Here is a 15,761-nt window from a genome sequence, read left to right as displayed (position 1 = left end):
CCGCTGCGGGTGGCGCTGCTGGGATGCGGCGTCGTCGGCTCGGAGGTCGTACGGCTGCTGCGGGAGCAGGCGGCCGATCTGACCGCGCGCGTCGGGGTCCCGCTGGAGGTGGCCGGGATCGCGGTGCGGCGGCCTGACCGGGTCCGCGCGGGCGTCGACCCGGCGCTGCTGACCACCGACGCCCAGTCCCTGGTCACGCGGGACGACGTGGACCTGGTGGTGGAGGTGATCGGCGGGATCGAGCCCGCCCGGTCGCTGATGCTGGAGGCGATGAAGACCGGCAAGTCGGTGATCACCGCCAACAAGGCGCTGCTGGCCGAGGACGGCGAGACGCTGTTCGCCGCGGCCCGCGAGTACGGCGCCGACCTGTACTACGAGGCGTCGGTGGCCGGGGCGATCCCGCTGCTGCGCCCGCTGCGCGAGTCGCTGGTCGGCGATCACGTGCACCGGGTGCTGGGCATCGTGAACGGCACCACCAACTACATCCTCGACCAGATGGACACCCACGGCGCGGGTTTCAACGACGCGCTGGGGGAGGCGCAGGCGCTCGGCTACGCGGAGGCCGACCCGACCGCGGACGTGGAGGGTTTCGACGCGGCGGCCAAGGCGGCGATCCTGGCGCAGCTGGCGTTCCACACCCCGGTCACCGCCGCCGACGTGCACCGCGAGGGGATCACCGAGGTCACCGCGGCGGACGTGGCGGGGGCCAAGGAGATGGACAGCGTGGTCAAGCTGCTGGCCATCTGCGAGCGCGTCCCGGCCGAGGACGGCCGCAACGGCGGCCGCGGGGTGTCGGTCCGGGTCTACCCGGCGATGATCCCGCGCTCGCACCCGCTGGCCAGCGTGCGCGGCGCGTACAACGCGGTTTTCGTCGAGGCCGAATCGGCGGGCCCGCTGATGTTCTACGGGGCGGGCGCGGGCGGCGCCCCGACCGCCTCGGCGATCCTCGGCGACCTGGTCGCGGTGGCCCGCAACCTGGCCGGCGGCAGCCGCGGCCCGGTCGAGGTCACCTACGCCAAGCTGCCCGTCCTGCCGATGGGCGAGACGATCACCCGCTACTACGTGCAGCTGGACGTGGCCGACCGGTCCGGCGTGCTCGCCACCGTCGCCGAGGAGTTCGCCCGCCACGAGGTGTCGATCCAGGCCGTCCGGCAGGAGGGCCTGGGCGACGACGCCCAGCTGGTCGTGGTGACCCACCGAGCCCCCGACGCCGCCCTGTCGGCCACCGTCGAGCGGCTGCGCAAGCTCGACATCGTCCGCGAGGTGGCGAGCGTCATGCGCGTCGAAGGCGAGGAGTGACCCCAGGGATCCACGCAGCATATGAAACCCACCGCGGGGCGTGATGTCCCCTTGCCCCGCGTGGGACGTGGTGTCCGGGGGCCGGCAGGGATGTGGCGTCCGCAACCTAGGCAGGATGCGAAATCCGCGGCCTCCGGCTCCGCGCGGGGCCTGACTCCCGTTGCCACCGTGTGGGACGCGGCCTGCGCGGTGCTGGAGGGCTGTGGTGCCTGCAACCTGCGCAGGGTGTGAAACCTGCGGCCTTCGGCTCCGTGTGGGATGTGGCCTCAGCGGTCCCCGTGCGGGATGTGGCTTCCGTAGTGGCGTGCGAGATGTTGCTCGGGGGGAGTGTGGGAGGGCCCACAGGGGGTGCGGTGTGCCGCGGGGGGTGGGGCGGGGGCCCTAGACTTTGCGCAACACCGCAGGTCATCTGAGGAGATCGACGTGAACGCGACCGCCCGCGCCTGGCGCGGCCTCATCGAGGAGTACCGCGACCGCCTTCCGGTGACGGACGGGACTCCGGTCGTCACCCTGCTGGAGGGCGGGACGCCGCTGGTGCCGGCGCTCAGGGTGTCCGAGCTCACCGGCTGCGAGGTGTACCTCAAGGTCGAGGGCGCCAACCCGACGGGGTCGTTCAAGGACCGCGGGATGACGATGGCGATCAGCAAGGCCGCCGAGGACGGCGCCAAGGCGGTGATCTGCGCCTCCACCGGCAACACCTCGGCCTCGGCCGCCGCCTACGCGGTACGGGCCGGGATGACCTGCGCCGTGCTGGTGCCGCAGGGCAAGATCGCGATGGGCAAGCTGGCGCAGGCGCTGGTGCACGGCGCCCGGCTGCTCCAGGTGGACGGCAACTTCGACGACTGCCTGGAACTGGCCCGCAAGCTGTCGGTGGACTACCCGGTGGCCCTGGTCAACTCGGTCAACAAGTACCGGCTGCAGGGGCAGAAGACGGCCGCGTTCGAGATCGTGGACGCGCTCGGCGACGCCCCCGACGTGCACTGCCTGCCGGTCGGCAACGCCGGCAACATCTCGGCCTACTGGATGGGCTACAAGGAGTACGCGGCCGACAAGGTCTCGTCCGCGACGCCGCGGATGCTGGGTTTCCAGGCCAGCGGGGCGGCGCCGTTCGTCAAGGGCGAGCCGGTGCTGAAGCCGCAGACGATCGCCACCGCGATCCGGATCGGCAACCCGGCCTCCTGGGATCTGGCGATCGCGGCGCGGGACGAGTCCGGCGGCGCGATCGACTCGGTGACCGACCGGCAGATCCTGCGCGCGTACCGGCTGCTGGCGGCCGAGGAGGGCGTGTTCGTCGAGCCCGCGTCGGCCGCGAGTGTGGCCGGGCTGCTGCAGGCGTCCGAGCAGGGCGTGGTCGAGCGGGGTTCAAAGGTTGTCTGCACGGTGACCGGCAACGGCCTCAAGGACCCCGACTGGGCGATCTCCGGCGCGCCCGCGCCCACCACCGTCAAGGTCGACGCGCACGCCGCGGCGTCCGCCCTGGGCCTGGCGTGACGGCATCCTGGGCGTCCGCGCCCGTCCTGGTGCGGGCTCCGGCCACCAGCGCCAACCTGGGGCCCGGTTTCGACTCGCTCGGGCTGGCGCTGACGCTGTACGACGAGGTCGAGGTCGCGGTGACCGGCGGCGGGCTGGCCATCGAGGTGGAGGGCGAGGGCGCCGAGGTCGCCGACCGGGGCGAGCGGCATCTGATCGTGAGCGTGCTGGGGCGCGCGTTCGACATGCTCAACGGCCTGGGCGGGGCCGATCTCGGCCGGCCGCCGGGGTTGCGGCTGCGGTGTGTCAACCGGATCCCGCACAGCCGGGGGCTCGGGTCGTCCTCGGCCGCGATCGTGGCGGGGATCGTCGCGGCGCGGCATCTGCATCCCGAGGGGCACCGGCTGGACGACGCGGCGGCGCTGCGGCTGGCCACCGAGATCGAGGGCCATCCCGACAACGTGGCGCCGTGCCTGGCGGGCGGGCTCACGATCGCCTGGACGGGCGCCCAGGGCCCCCGTTCGGTACGGCTGGACCCCAAGTTGGGCGAGGTCACGGCGCTGGTGCCCGAGCAGCGGCTGGCGACGGAGCGGGCCCGCGGGCTGCTGCCCGAGACCGTCCCGCACGGGGACGCGGCCGCCAACGCCGGACGTGCGGCGCTGCTGATCGCGGCGCTCTCGCAGGGGCTCGGGCAGGACGTGCTGCTGGAGGCCACCGAGGACCGGCTTCACCAGGACCACCGCGCCCCGGCGATGCCCGAATCCGCCGAGCTCGTCGCGCGGCTGCGCGCGAAGGGCGTCCCGGCGGTCATTTCCGGGGCAGGTCCTACTGTCCTGGTCTTCACAACCGCCGCACAAGTTGATTCGATGTGCGCGGAAGTGGGTAATGGCTGGCACATACACCCGCTGAACGTCGCCCCCCAAGGTGCCTGCGTTCGGCACGGCGGTTCCAGCGTCCGGCCTTGACCTTCGCGCGGGGTGGGCCGGGGGCCGCAGGACCGGCCGGGTGCAATGATCCGGCTAGTAAAATGCGAAGACATCGACCTCTGGGGAATAGCAGTGCGCCCTGGTGATGTTAGGCTGATTGCCGCACCAGATGCCCCGTTCGGGGCCGTGTGCTCGTCAGCCGCGCGTCGCCTGTCCGGCCCTCCGGCCGTGTCGGTCCCGCGTACTAGGCTTCCCGACACCGTGACATCCCGATGTCAGGCGTTCCAGCGAACCAACTTCGGACGTGGCGGTACGGGGAACCCGCACGAGCGAATCGTCCCGACCACCATCTGGCTGTGCCCAGAAATCGCGGCACGCGGTACCACCGCGGGCCGCGGAGCCCGACTCGGCGCCCCCGCCGGGCCGCACTACCGGGTTGCCTGGCCGATCGCCGGCCTACGCCCGCTCCCTGGGAAGGACCCTTAGTGAGCGAATCCAGCGAACTCCTTACGGACGCCTCCAGCACGGCACCCGCCGCCGAGGCCGCGGCCGACGGTGCCCCGCGTGCCACCCCCCGGCGCCGCCGGACGGGCACCGGCCTTTCGGCCATGGTGCTGCCCGAGCTCAAGGCGCTCGCGTCCCAGCTCGGCATCACCGGTGTGACCGGGATGCGCAAGAGCCAGCTCATCGCCGCCATTCAGGAGAAGCAGGGCGGTGGCGAGGGCCAGGGCTCGGCGGGGAGCGAGCAGGGAGCCGCTGGCGCGGTGAAGGCCGAGCGCCCGCGCCGTACCCGTACGACCGCCGCCAAGCGCGCGGAGCAGGCCGAGGGCCAGGTGACGATCGCCGAGGCCGCGGCCGAGCAGCCGGCCGCCGAGAAGGCGCCGGCCGCCAAGACCGCGGAGAAGGCCGCCGACCAGGGGCGCGGCGAGGCCAAGGGCGAGTCCCAGGGAGACGGCCAGGCCGACGGCAAGGCGGAGAAGACCGACAAGGGCACCGACCGCCAGGAGCGGCGCGGCGACCGGGGTGAGCGCGGGGAGCGGGGCGAACGGCAGCAGGGCGGCCGGGACGGCGACGACGGCGAGGCCCAGGGCGGCCGCGACGGCCGTGACGGCGGCCGCGAGGGCCGGCAGCGCGGCCGTGGCCGGGAGCGCGGCGAGGGCCGGGAGCGTGGCGAGGGCCGTGACCAGGGCGGTCGCGACGGCGGCCGGGACCGCGACCGCGATGGCGGCCGGGACGGTGGCCGGCAGCGCGGCGGCCAGGGCCAGGGTCAGGGCCAGGGCGGCGGCGGCCAGGCCGACGACGAGGACGGCGGCGGCAGGGGCCGGCGCGGGCGCCGGTTCCGTGAGCGCAACCGGGGCCGCGGCGGCCGCGAGCGCTACGAGGAGCCGGTGATCTCCGAGGACGACGTCCTGATCCCGGTCGCGGGCATCCTCGACATCCTCGACAACTACGCGTTCGTGCGCACCACCGGCTACCTGCCCGGGCCCAACGACGTGTACGTCTCGCTGGCGCAGGTCCGCAAGAACGGCCTGCGCAAGGGCGACGTCATCACCGGTGCGGTCCGCCAGGCCCGGGAGGGCGAGCGGCGGGAGAAGTTCAACGCGCTGGTGCGGCTCGACACCGTCAACGGGATGGAGCCCGAGCAGGCCAAGGGCCGCGTCGACTTCAGCAAGCTGACCCCGCTGTACCCGCAGGAGCGGCTGCGGCTGGAGTCGGACCCGGGGATCCTCACCACGCGGATCATCGACCTGGTGTCGCCGATCGGCAAGGGGCAGCGCGGCCTGATCGTGTCGCCGCCCAAGGCCGGCAAGACGATGGTGCTGCAGGCGATCGCCAACGCGATCACCAAGAACAACCCCGAGTGCCACCTGATGGTCGTCCTGGTGGACGAGCGTCCCGAAGAGGTCACCGACATGCAGCGGACGGTGAAGGGCGAGGTCATCCACTCGACCTTCGACCGTCCCGCCGAGGACCACACCACGGTCGCCGAGCTGGCGATCGAGCGGGCCAAGCGGCTGGTGGAGCTGGGCCACGACGTGGTCGTGCTGCTCGACTCGATCACCCGCCTGGGCCGGGCGTACAACCTGGCCGCCCCGGCGTCCGGGCGGATCCTGTCCGGTGGTGTCGACTCGACCGCGCTGTACCCGCCCAAGCGGTTCTTCGGCGCGGCCCGCAACATCGAGAACGGCGGCTCGCTGACCATCCTCGCCACCGCGCTGGTGGAGACCGGGTCCCGGATGGACGAGGTCATCTTCGAGGAGTTCAAGGGCACCGGCAACATGGAGCTCAAGCTCAACCGGAGCCTGGCCGACAAGCGGATCTTCCCGGCGGTGGACGTCGACCAGTCCAGCACCCGCAAGGAGGAGATCCTGATGGCGCCGGAGGAGCTGCGCGTCGTCTGGCAGCTGCGCCGGGTGCTGCACGCGCTCGACACGCAGCAGGCGCTGGAGCTGCTCATCGAGAAGATGAAGGAGACCAAGTCCAACGCCGAGTTCCTCCTCCAGGTCCAGAAGACCACGGTGTCCGACGACCGCTGAGCCCCCGGAGGCGGCGCGTCCGGGAACGCGCCACCGAACGAGGAGCGAGGCCGTAAGCGGCGCTTGAGATGAGCCCGGCCCCACGCCACCAGCACGGGGCCGGGCTTTTCCGTGCCCGACCACGCCTGCCACAAGCGTCGCCACCGCGCCCAAAGGCAGTTTCGAGCGGTGGGGACGACCTTGGCTCGTTGCCCTGGCCCCGTGGTGGCCTCAAGCGTTGCGATCGCGTCCGGAGGCAGGTTCGAGCGGAGCGAGAACCTGATCGCGGAGCGAGCCGTCAAGGCGAGTTCGGAGCGATGCAGCGATCGCCGCAGGCGCGACAAGCGACGAGCCGCCAGGCGAGGAGCGCAGCTCGCGCATGCAACAGGTAGGGCTAGCCCTACCAGGGAGCGGCTGGAGGGCACCATGGTCGGGGGCGGGTTCGACCGGCAGGCTGGGGTCGTACGGTGGACCGGGCATGGAGGGACGATGTGGGCGAGCTGAGCAGCACCGCCGCCGCGCGGGGCCGGGCGACGATCGTGAGCGGGTCATGGCGCCCGATGGCGATGGCCAGGTCGTGGACGATCTGGTCATCGGCCCTCTACATGGTGACGAGCCTGGCCTTCGGGCTGGGCTGGTTCATCTTCCTGACGGTGGGGCTGACGCTGTCGGCCGCGCTGTCGCTCATCTGGGTCGGCATCCCGATGCTGGTGCTGATGATGATCGGGTGGCGGTTCGCGGCGGTTGTGGAGCGGGTGCTGGCGGAGCGGGCGTTCGGGGTGCGGATCCGGAGCCCGTACCGGGAGCTGCCGGAGGGCCGCAACCCGCTGTCGAAGCTGAAGGCGATGGCCCAGGACCCGGCGACGTGGAAGGACCTGGTCTACCTCTTCCTGCGGTTTCCGCTGGCGCTGGTGGAGTTCGCGGTGTCGGTGATGATCTGGACGGCGGCCGGGACGTTCCTGGCGCTGCCGCTGATCGCGCAGGAGTCGGACGGGGTCGAGGTCGGCCTGGGGTTCGTGTCGTTCTGGGCGGGCAACGCGGTGGCCGCGCTGCCCGGCACGGTGGTCGGGGTCTTCCTGCTGGTGATCGCGCTGTACGTGACGCGGACGCTGGCGGTCGGGCACGCGCTGGTGGCGCGGGCGCTGCTCGGTCCGAGCCGTTCGCAGGAGGAGAACCTGGAGCTGCGGGAGCGGACGGCGTACCTGCGGGCGAGCCGGGCCCGCGGGGTGGACGCGGCCGAGTTCGAGCGGCGCCGGATCGAGCGCGACCTGCATGACGGGGCGCAGCAGCGGCTGCTGGCGGTCGCGATGGACATCGGCCGGGCGCGGGCGAAGCTGGACGAGGACCCGGAGGGCGCCCGCGCGCTGATCGAGCAGGCGCACGCGGGCACCAAGGAGGCGATCTCCGAGCTGCGCGACCTGGCCCGGGGCATTTACCCGGCGATCCTGACCGACCGCGGGCTCGACCCGGCGCTGTCGGGGCTGGCGGGGCGGGCGGCGGTGCCGGTCGAGGTGGAGGTGGATCTGCCGGAGCGTCCGCCGGCCGCGGTGGAGAGCATCGCGTACTTCATCGTGGCGGAGGCGCTGGCCAACATCGCCAAGTACGCGCGTGCCACCCGTGCCACCGTGCGGGTGGCCCGTGAGGACTCCTGGGTGGTGGTCGAGGTGGCCGACAACGGGGTGGGCGGCGCGGTCGCCCGTCCGAACGGGGGGCTGGCGGGGCTGGCGGACCGGGCCGCGACGATCGACGGGATGCTGGTGGTCGACAGCCCGCCCGGCGGTCCGACCGTGCTGCGCGCCGACCTGCCCTGCACCTGGTAGCGGGACGCCCGTCCGCGAGATCCCGGTGGCCGGGATCTCGCGGGTCTCCCCGAGCGGGCGCGGCGGTGGGCGCGGCGCCCGATAATGGGGGGATGCGCGTCGTGATCGCCGAGGATTCGGTGCTGCTGCGGGAAGGGCTGGTGCGGCTGCTGGCCGACGCCGGGATCGAGACCGTGGCGACGGTGGGGGACGGGCCGGGCCTGCTCGGCATCGTGGTCGAGCACCGGCCCGATCTGGCGATCGTGGACGTGCGGATGCCGCCGTCGTTCACCGACGAGGGGCTGCGGGCCGCGCTGGCGGTGCGCGAGCGGCTGCCGGAGACGCCGATCCTGGTGCTGTCCCAGTACGTGGAGGAGCGGTACGCCACCGATCTGATCGGCGGCGGCGCCAGGGGCGTGGGCTACCTGCTGAAGGAGCGGGTGGCCGAGGTCGCCGAGTTCATCGACGCGGTCCGGCGGATCGCGGCCGGGGGCACGGTGATCGACCCGGAGGTGATCGGGCAGCTGCTGGGACGGCGCCGTACCGGCGACCCCCTGGAGGCGCTCACGCCGCGCGAGCACGAGGTGCTGGGGCTGATGGCGCAGGGCCGGTCGAACGGGGCGATCGCGGCGGACCTGGTGGTCACCGAGGGCGCCGTGGAGAAGCACATCTCCAACATCTTCATGAAGCTGAACCTGCAGCCCGCGCAGGGCGGGCACCGCAGGGTGATGGCCGTCCTGGCCTACCTGGGCCGCGCCGAGGCCTGACGTGTTCATTGCGTTCGCGAGCTGCGCTCCTCGCCTGGCGGCTCGTCGCTTGTCGCGCACGCGGCGATCGCTGCATCGCTCCGAACTCGCCTGGCGGCTCGCTCCGCGATCAGTTTCTCGCTCCGCTCGAACCTGCCTTCGGACGCGATCGCAGCGTTCGGGGCGGTCAGGCCTCGGTGCGGTGCGCGGGCGAGGGAGATTGGGAATGCCCGGTGACCTCGGCACGTTCGTGTATCTGGCACACTTGGAGTGCAACCGCTGCGGTACCGGTTCACGCTTCCCCCATTTCACGCGCGCCCCGCGCGAGCCCGGGAAGTGCCCGGCGACCGCCAGAAGCGAGGAGAATCCGTGAAGCCTGACATCCACCCGAACTACGTCGTCACGACCGTGACGTGTACGTGCGGCAACACCTTCGAGACCCGCAGCACCGCGGAGAACGGCGTGATCCACGCCGACGTGTGCTCCAACTGCCACCCGTTCTACACGGGCAAGCAGAAGATCCTGGACACCGGCGGCCGGGTGGCGCGCTTCGAGCAGCGCTTCGGCAAGAAGGGCGGCCGCGGCAAGTAGGCCCTCCGGGGCCTGCCGGGCTCTGCGCGAGCCCGGCCGCGTTGCAGCACCGGCCCGGCGCCGACGGGTGCCGGGCCGTTGGAACGTCACCCGTGCGCCGCGCCGTCCGGCCGGAGCGGGTCAGGACCGGCCGTGACCGGCGGCCAGAACAAGGCACACCGTGAATCTCGACGATCTGATCAGCGAATACGCCGACATCGAGGGCCGGCTCGCCGACCCGTCCGTGCACGCCGACCAGAACCTGGCGCGGCGGCTGGGCAAGCGCTACGCCGAACTGCGGCCGATCGTCGAGACCCGCCGGGAGCTGGCCGCCACCGAGGACGACCTCGCGGCGGCCCGCGAGCTGGCCGCCGAGGACGAGACGTTCGCCGCCGAGGCCACCGAGCTGGACAAGCGCCGGGAGGAGCTGGAGGAGCGGCTGCGGCACCTGCTGGTGCCGCGCGACCCCAACGACTCCAAGGACGTCATCCTGGAGATCAAGGCCGGTGAGGGCGGCGAGGAGTCGGCGCTGTTCGCCGGCGACCTGCTGCGGATGTACCTGCGGTACGCCGAGCGCGCCGGCTGGAAGACCGAGGTCCTCGACTCCCACCCGTCCGACCTGGGCGGGTACAAGGACGTGACGGTCGCGGTGAAGACCAAGGGGACGCCCGAGGAGGGCGTGTGGACGCGCCTGAAGTACGAGGGCGGCGTGCACCGCGTCCAGCGGGTCCCGGTGACGGAGTCGCAGGGCCGCATCCACACCAGCGCGGCGGGCGTCCTGGTCACCCCGGAGGCCGAGGAGGTCGACGTCCACATCGACCAGAACGACCTGGAGATCGACGTCTTCCGGTCGTCCGGGCCGGGCGGGCAGAGCGTCAACACGACCGACTCGGCGGTGCGGATCACGCACAAGCCGTCCGGTGTGGTGGTGTCGTGCCAGAACGAGAAGAGCCAGCTCCAGAACAAGGAGCAGGCGCTGCGGGTGCTGCGGTCGCGGCTGCTGGCGATGGCGCAGGAGGAGGCCGACGCCGCCGCGGCGGCCGAGCGCAAGAGCCAGGTCCGCACGGTCGACCGCTCCGAACGGGTGCGCACCTACAACTATCCGGAGAACCGCATCTCCGACCACCGGGTGGGCTACAAGGCCTACAACCTCGACCAGGTCCTCGACGGCGACCTGCACAACGTGACGCAGGCGCTGGTGGACGCCGACATGGAGCGCCGGCTGGCGGAGGCGCAGCAGTCGGAGGCGCAGCCGACGCCATGAACCTGCTGCTCGACGAGGTCGCCAGGGCCACCGCGCGGCTGGCCGACGCCGGGGCCGCCTCGCCCCGCGCCGACGCCGAGGAGCTGGCCGCGGCGGTGCACGGGGTGAACCGCTCCGAGCTGCACAAGGTGCCCGACGCCGCGTTCGACGCGCTGTTCTGGGAGTTCGTGGCGCGCCGCGAGGCCGGGGAGCCGCTGCAGCACATCACGGGCCGGGCGTTCTTCCGCTACCTGGAGCTGAAGGTGGGGCCGGGGGTGTTCGTCCCGCGACCGGAGACCGAGGTGATGGTCGGCTGGACGCTGGAGACGCTGCGCGACATGGACGTCCAGGACCCGCTGGTGGTCGACCTGGGCACCGGGTCGGCGGCGATCGCGCTGTCGATCGCGCTGGAGGCGCCGCGGGCGCGGGTGCACGCGGTGGAGAAGGACCCGACGGCGTTCGTGCACGCCACCCGTAACGTCGACGAGCTGGACGAGCGCGGCCGGGTGCGGCTGCACCTGGGCGACTTCGGCTCCGCGCTGGGCGAGCTGGACGGCACCGTCGACTTCGTGATCAGCAATCCGCCGTACATCCCGATGAGCGAGTGGGAGTACGTGCCGCGCGACGTACGCGACCACGACCCGGCCGACGCGCTGTGGGGCGGCGGCGACGACGGCCTGGACGCGATCCGCGTGGTGGAGCGCGCCGCGCGGCGGCTGCTGCGGCCGGGCGGGTACGTGGCGGTCGAGCACAGCGATCTGCAGGGCAACGCGGTCTACTGGGTGTTCGCGGAGGAGAACGGCTGGCGCGATGTGCGCAACCGCCGGGACCTGACCAACCGCGATCGTTTCGTCACCGCCCGCCTGGGCGTCCCCTAGAGACCATGCCCGAGACCATGCCGCCCTAGACTCTGCATGGAACCCGTTGTGCACCAACCGCAAGCGGCCTGCCAGACCCGCAACAACCCCAACCGTTGCGATCGCGTGCGAAGCCAGTTCCGAGCCTGCGAGGAACTGATCGCGAAGCGAGCCGTCAAGGCGAGTTCGGAGCGATGCAGCGATCGCCGCGGGCGCGACAAGCGACGAGCCGCCAGGCGAGGAGCGCAGCTCGCGCCTGCAATAAGAAGGAGCGACCGTGAGCCGACGTTATGACTGCTCCGAGCCGATGGAGCGCACCCGCGGCATCGCCGAGGCGGTTTCGGCCGCGCGGCGGGGCGAGTTGATCGTGCTGCCGACCGACACGGTGTACGGCGTCGGCGCCGACGCGTTCACCCCGCCCGCGGTGACGGCGCTGCTGGACGCCAAGGGCCGGGGCAGGGAGATGCCCCCGCCGGTGCTGGTGGGCTCCGTACGGGCCGCCACGGCCCTCGTGGAGGACCTGGGCACCTACGGGCAGGACCTCATCGACGAGTTCTGGCCCGGCGCTCTGACGCTCGTCTGCAGGGCCAACCAGAACCTCCTGTGGGACCTGGGCGAGACCAAGGGCACGGTCGCGGTGCGGATGCCGATGCACGAGCTGGCGGTGGAGCTGCTGAAGGAGACGGGTCCGCTGGCCGTGAGCAGCGCCAACCTCAGCGGGCAGCCGGCGGCGCGCACCCTCGCCGAGGCGGAGAAGATGCTGGGCGACGCGGTGTCGGTGTATCTGGACGGCGGGCCGACGGGGCATGCCGAGGCGTCGACGATCGTCGACCTGACCGGGTCGATCCCGCGGCTGCTGCGCGCGGGCGCGGTCTCCGAGGAGAAGATCCGTTCCGTGGTGGGCGTGCTGCTGACCGACGAGGACGAGGAGCGCGCCGCGGACCCGGCCGAGGACGGCCCCGTGAGCCTGGACAAGGACGGCCCCGTGGACCTGGACAAGGACGGCGCCGTGAGCCTGGACAAGGACGCGATTTCCGCGGACGTGAACGGTAAGACGTCGCTCACAAAGGACGAGCCCGGCCCTTCGCTCCGCAAAGAGGACTGACCCCGGCCGGCCTTTACCCGCGAGTCAGAAAACCGGGTCAGAACGCCTCAGTCTCCGCCGGAAATGACATTTCCGCTTTTCAGGTGGCGGTGTCATCCTGCATCGCGTCCAGCAGGGCGCGCATGTCGGTGAGCGCCGCGCGCGCGTGCTCGGCCACGTCCGCCAGCGCCTGCCGTACGTCCGCCTCGGCCTCCGCCAGTCCCGCCTCGGCGGTGTGCACCACCCGCGCCGTGTGCTCCAGGACGGTCCCGCGCAGCCCCATCGCCACGCGGTGCCGTTCGGCGAGCACGGCCTCGCCCGTGCGCGCCGCCACGGTCTCCAGGGCGTCGGCCTCCCACTGCACGCCGCGTCCCGCGATCGTCCGCCCCCAGGCCCAGAACGGCAGCAGCACCAGCGTCGCGAAGAGCGCTCCCGTGACCAGCCCGAACAGGATGGCGTCGGCGTCGCTCGCGGACGTGTTCTCCAGCCCGCCCAGCATCCCGAACAGGACGCCCCAGGGCAGTGCGGCGACCAGGGGCGCGGGCCAGGTCACGGTGCCGCGCCGGGCGTAGCAGCCCACCGAGGACACCGCGACCATGGTGGTGGGGCAGGCGAGCGCCAGCATGCCCAGCATCTCGCCGGAGGCGCTGAGCCCGGCCAGCACCGCCCACACCGTGTCGATCACCGTCAGCGCGGCCAGCACCGTGTAGGGGGCGCGCCGCCGCCACAACAGCGGCAGCGAACGGCCGAGGACGGCCGCGACGGCCAGCACGCTCCCGCCCAGGGACCAGTCGAGCAGCATCCCTTCGGCCGGTGCGAAGGCCACCAGCACGGGCAGCGCCGCGCACAGCGCGATGGTGGACAGGTCCAGCACCTCCGGCCAGCCGATCCGGCGCCGCCCGGCGGGCGCCGAGGTGGGCAGCACGGCGCGGACCGTCCAGCCGCCGGAGCCGTCCGGACCGGCGGTGAGGGTGCCGCCGAGCGACTCGGCCCGCTCCCGCATCCCGGCGATCCCGCGGCCGCCGCCCAGGGCCGGGGCGGGGATCTCCTCGGGCGGCGCGGCGTTGCGGATCTCCACCTCCAGCCCGTCCGGGCCGCCGCCGATGTCGACGGTCACGGCGGCGCCCTGGGCGTACCGCATCGCGTTCGTGAGCGCCTCCTGGACGATCCGGTACGCGGCGTTGGTCACCTGGGGTCGGAGCCGCCGCGGAGCCTCGACTGTGAGCGTCACAGGGACGCCCAGGCGCACCAGGCCGCGGCAGAGGGGAGGCAGAAGCGTCTCCAGCCGGCCGTCCCCGGAATCGGGGCCGACGACGTCCACCAGACGGCTCAGCGCCTTGAGCACGTCGCGGCCGGTGTCGGCCGCGGCGGTGAGCGCGCGCACGGCCAGGTCGGGGTCGTCCAGGCGGGACGCGGCGGTGCTGTGGACGACCACGGCGCTCAGGTGGTGGCCCGCCACGTCGTGCAGGTCGCGGGCCAGGCGCTCGCGTTCGGCGGCGGCGGCGTCGCGGCGCTCGTGCTCGGCCGCGGCGAGCCGTTCGGTGAGCTCCCGGCGGCGGGCCTTGCGCTGCCGCCGGATCTGGCCGAGCGCGGTGACGGCCACGTAGGACGCGACGTCCAGGACCCCGTTGGTCAGCAGCGCCGCGCCGGGCCGCACCGGGGCCATGACCAGCGTCAGGACGGCCAGCGCGGCCAGGCAGCCGAGCATGGCGTGGCGGCGGCCGCGGTGCACCGCCACCGAGAACAGCGCGACGGTGTCGATGATCCCGCCGACGACGGCGTCCTCGGAGTCGATCGCCAGCGCCCCGGCGCCGCCGGCGACGACGGTGACCGCCAGCACGGTCACGGGCGCGACCCGGCGCCAGATCAGCGCGAAGTTGCCGATCAGGACGGCGGCGACGGCCGCCATCCACCGCTCGCGCTCCACCGGCCGGTCGACGCCGGCCGTGAGCAGCCACGTCCCGCCGATCTGGGCGAAGGCGAGGATGGCGGGCACGGCGAAGTCCGCGATGGTGGGCCATCGCCCGTCCGTGACCCCGATCCGCCCCCATTGCCGCACACTTAGTGACCTTAAAGGGCGCCGCGCGGTGCCCCGCGCCGAAGTAAACGGCTCGTTACGGCGCGTCCGGTGCGGAAACGGTGACACCATGCCTGACGTGCGTGGCCGGATCCGGGGGCTGGCGGTCGCGGTCGGCCTGTGGTCGCTGGTGACCGCCGGACCGGCGCTGCCCGCGGCCGGATCGGCGCCGGCGGAGGCCCCGCCCGGGCCCGCGGCGGCGCGGCCCGAGCCCGGTCCGGTGGAGAGCATCCCGGCCTACGACGTGGTGCTGACCATCGACCGCCAGGGCGTGCTGCACGTCCGCGAGACGATCACCTACGACTTCGACCGGGGCGGCGAGCACGGCATCGAGCGGCCCGTCCCGTACCGCCGCGGCGACCGGCTCTACGAGGTCCGCAACATCCGGACCAGCTCGTCCACCGGGGCCCCCGCCCGGGCGCGCACGCTGCGGCTGCTGAACGACGTGCGGATCACCGTGGGCGGCCAGGGCCACCGGGTCACCGGACGCCAGGCGTACGTGATCGAGTACGAGATGGCCGGGCTGTTCACCCCGCGCGCGGGCCGCGCCGAGCTGGCCTGGGACGCGATCGGCCGCTCCTGGGACGTGCCCATCGACGAGGTCGCGGTGCGCGTGCAGGCGCCGGTTCCACTGCGCAAGGTGTCCTGCCACGCGGGCACCCTCGCGGCGGGCACCCGCTGCCTGCGCGACCGCGACGGCCCGTACGCGATCGGCTTCACCCAGCGCGGCCTGCGCCCGCGTGAGGGCGTCCTGGTCCGGGTTCGGCTGCCCAAGGGGGCGGTGAACGCGCCACCGCCCCAGTACGCCCCGCCCCGCTGGGACGGGACGTGGGCGGGCACCGCCGTGCTCGGCGTCGCGCTGGCCGCGGGCATGCTGGTCGCCGCGCGCGCGGCGGGCGGGCGGCCGCTCCCGAGGCCGCTCCCGCGGCGGCGGTCCGGCCGGCTGCTGGCCGCGGGCGGGGCGCTGGCCGTCCTGGCCGACGTCGCCGACGACGTGGTGCCCCGCGGCCCCTGGGCGTTCTCGCTGGGCGACCTCTCCGTCGCCGGCCTCGGCGTGATCTTGGTCGGGGCCGGGATCGCCGGGGCGCATCGCGCCCGCCGTCCCGAACCCGCGCCGACCGCGCCGCGGGAGGACTACAGTTGATCGATACGCCGCGGCCGCGAACCGATCGCC

12 protein-coding genes are annotated in these 15,761 nt (G+C 73.3%); 11 read left to right on the top strand and 1 reads right to left on the bottom strand.

The window, feature by feature from the left end; translation table 11 throughout:
- Positions 1 to 9: 9 nt before the first annotated feature.
- From ACFPZN_RS00715 to ACFPZN_RS00670, 10 genes are all read left to right on the top strand, one after another.
- Positions 10 to 1,299, top strand: coding sequence for a homoserine dehydrogenase (locus tag ACFPZN_RS00715; RefSeq protein WP_378279233.1), 1,290 nt, complete (start codon positions 10 to 12; stop codon positions 1,297 to 1,299).
- 423 nt (positions 1,300 to 1,722) lie between these two features.
- Positions 1,723 to 2,790 (top strand): threonine synthase, encoded by a 1,068-nt coding sequence (gene thrC / locus ACFPZN_RS00710; RefSeq protein WP_378279006.1) that lies wholly within the window; start codon positions 1,723 to 1,725, stop codon positions 2,788 to 2,790.
- Complete coding sequence (gene thrB, locus ACFPZN_RS00705; protein ID WP_378279004.1) at positions 2,787 to 3,734, top strand: homoserine kinase; 948 nt, start codon at positions 2,787 to 2,789, stop codon at positions 3,732 to 3,734. Before thrC ends, thrB begins: the two co-directional genes overlap by 4 nt.
- 446 nt (positions 3,735 to 4,180) lie before the next feature.
- Positions 4,181 to 6,232 carry a transcription termination factor Rho gene (gene rho, locus ACFPZN_RS00700; protein ID WP_378279002.1) on the top strand — a complete coding sequence of 684 codons (2,052 nt, stop codon included), beginning with the start codon at positions 4,181 to 4,183 and terminating at the stop codon, positions 6,230 to 6,232.
- 470 nt (positions 6,233 to 6,702) lie between these two features.
- Positions 6,703 to 8,031, top strand: a complete 1,329-nt coding sequence (locus ACFPZN_RS00695) for a sensor histidine kinase (protein WP_378279001.1) — start codon at positions 6,703 to 6,705, stop codon at positions 8,029 to 8,031.
- A 92-nt stretch (positions 8,032 to 8,123) separates the two neighbouring features.
- The gene (locus ACFPZN_RS00690; protein WP_378278999.1) at positions 8,124 to 8,777 is read left to right on the top strand and encodes a response regulator transcription factor; all 654 of its coding nucleotides are present in this window, start codon (positions 8,124 to 8,126) and stop codon (positions 8,775 to 8,777) included.
- Positions 8,778 to 9,125: 348 nt separating this feature from the next.
- Positions 9,126 to 9,347, top strand: a complete 222-nt coding sequence (gene rpmE / locus ACFPZN_RS00685; RefSeq protein ID WP_378278998.1) for a 50S ribosomal protein L31 — start codon at positions 9,126 to 9,128, stop codon at positions 9,345 to 9,347.
- A gap of 160 nt (positions 9,348 to 9,507) precedes the next feature.
- On the top strand, positions 9,508 to 10,590 hold the full coding sequence (gene prfA / locus ACFPZN_RS00680) for a peptide chain release factor 1 (protein ID WP_378278996.1): 1,083 nt from the start codon (positions 9,508 to 9,510) through the stop codon (positions 10,588 to 10,590).
- Positions 10,587 to 11,447, top strand: a complete 861-nt coding sequence (gene prmC / locus ACFPZN_RS00675) for a peptide chain release factor N(5)-glutamine methyltransferase (protein ID WP_378278994.1) — start codon at positions 10,587 to 10,589, stop codon at positions 11,445 to 11,447. Before prfA ends, prmC begins: the two co-directional genes overlap by 4 nt.
- A 256-nt stretch (positions 11,448 to 11,703) precedes the next feature.
- The gene (locus ACFPZN_RS00670) at positions 11,704 to 12,531 is read left to right on the top strand and encodes an L-threonylcarbamoyladenylate synthase (protein WP_378278991.1); all 828 of its coding nucleotides are present in this window, start codon (positions 11,704 to 11,706) and stop codon (positions 12,529 to 12,531) included.
- A gap of 79 nt (positions 12,532 to 12,610) precedes the next feature.
- On the opposite strand, the gene ACFPZN_RS00665 is transcribed toward ACFPZN_RS00670, so the two are convergent.
- Positions 12,611 to 14,569 (bottom strand): sensor histidine kinase, encoded by a 1,959-nt coding sequence (locus ACFPZN_RS00665; RefSeq protein ID WP_378278989.1) that lies wholly within the window; start codon positions 14,567 to 14,569, stop codon positions 12,611 to 12,613.
- An 88-nt stretch (positions 14,570 to 14,657) separates the two neighbouring features.
- Here ACFPZN_RS00665 and ACFPZN_RS00660 point away from each other — a divergent pair, with 88 nt between their 5' ends.
- Positions 14,658 to 15,731, top strand: a complete 1,074-nt coding sequence (locus ACFPZN_RS00660; protein WP_378278987.1) for a DUF2207 domain-containing protein — start codon at positions 14,658 to 14,660, stop codon at positions 15,729 to 15,731.
- Positions 15,732 to 15,761: the final 30 nt, after the last annotated feature.

Source organism: Actinomadura rugatobispora (genome assembly GCF_042656285.1).
Taxonomy (GTDB): domain Bacteria; phylum Actinomycetota; class Actinomycetes; order Streptosporangiales; family Streptosporangiaceae; genus Spirillospora; species Spirillospora rugatobispora.
Note: the sequence above shows the minus strand (reverse complement) of the source record. Positions and strands in the feature narration are given on the sequence as shown.

What these genes read in the sequence shown, in the direction of transcription:
- ACFPZN_RS00690 (WP_378278999.1), top strand. Translation starts at nt 8,124, where the DNA reads ATGCGCGTCGTGATCGCCGAGGATTCGGTGCTGCTGCGGGAAGGGCTG.
- ACFPZN_RS00660 (WP_378278987.1), top strand. Translation starts at nt 14,658, where the DNA reads ATGCCTGACGTGCGTGGCCGGATCCGGGGGCTGGCGGTCGCGGTCGGC.
- prmC (WP_378278994.1), top strand. Translation starts at nt 10,587, where the DNA reads ATGAACCTGCTGCTCGACGAGGTCGCCAGGGCCACCGCGCGGCTGGCC.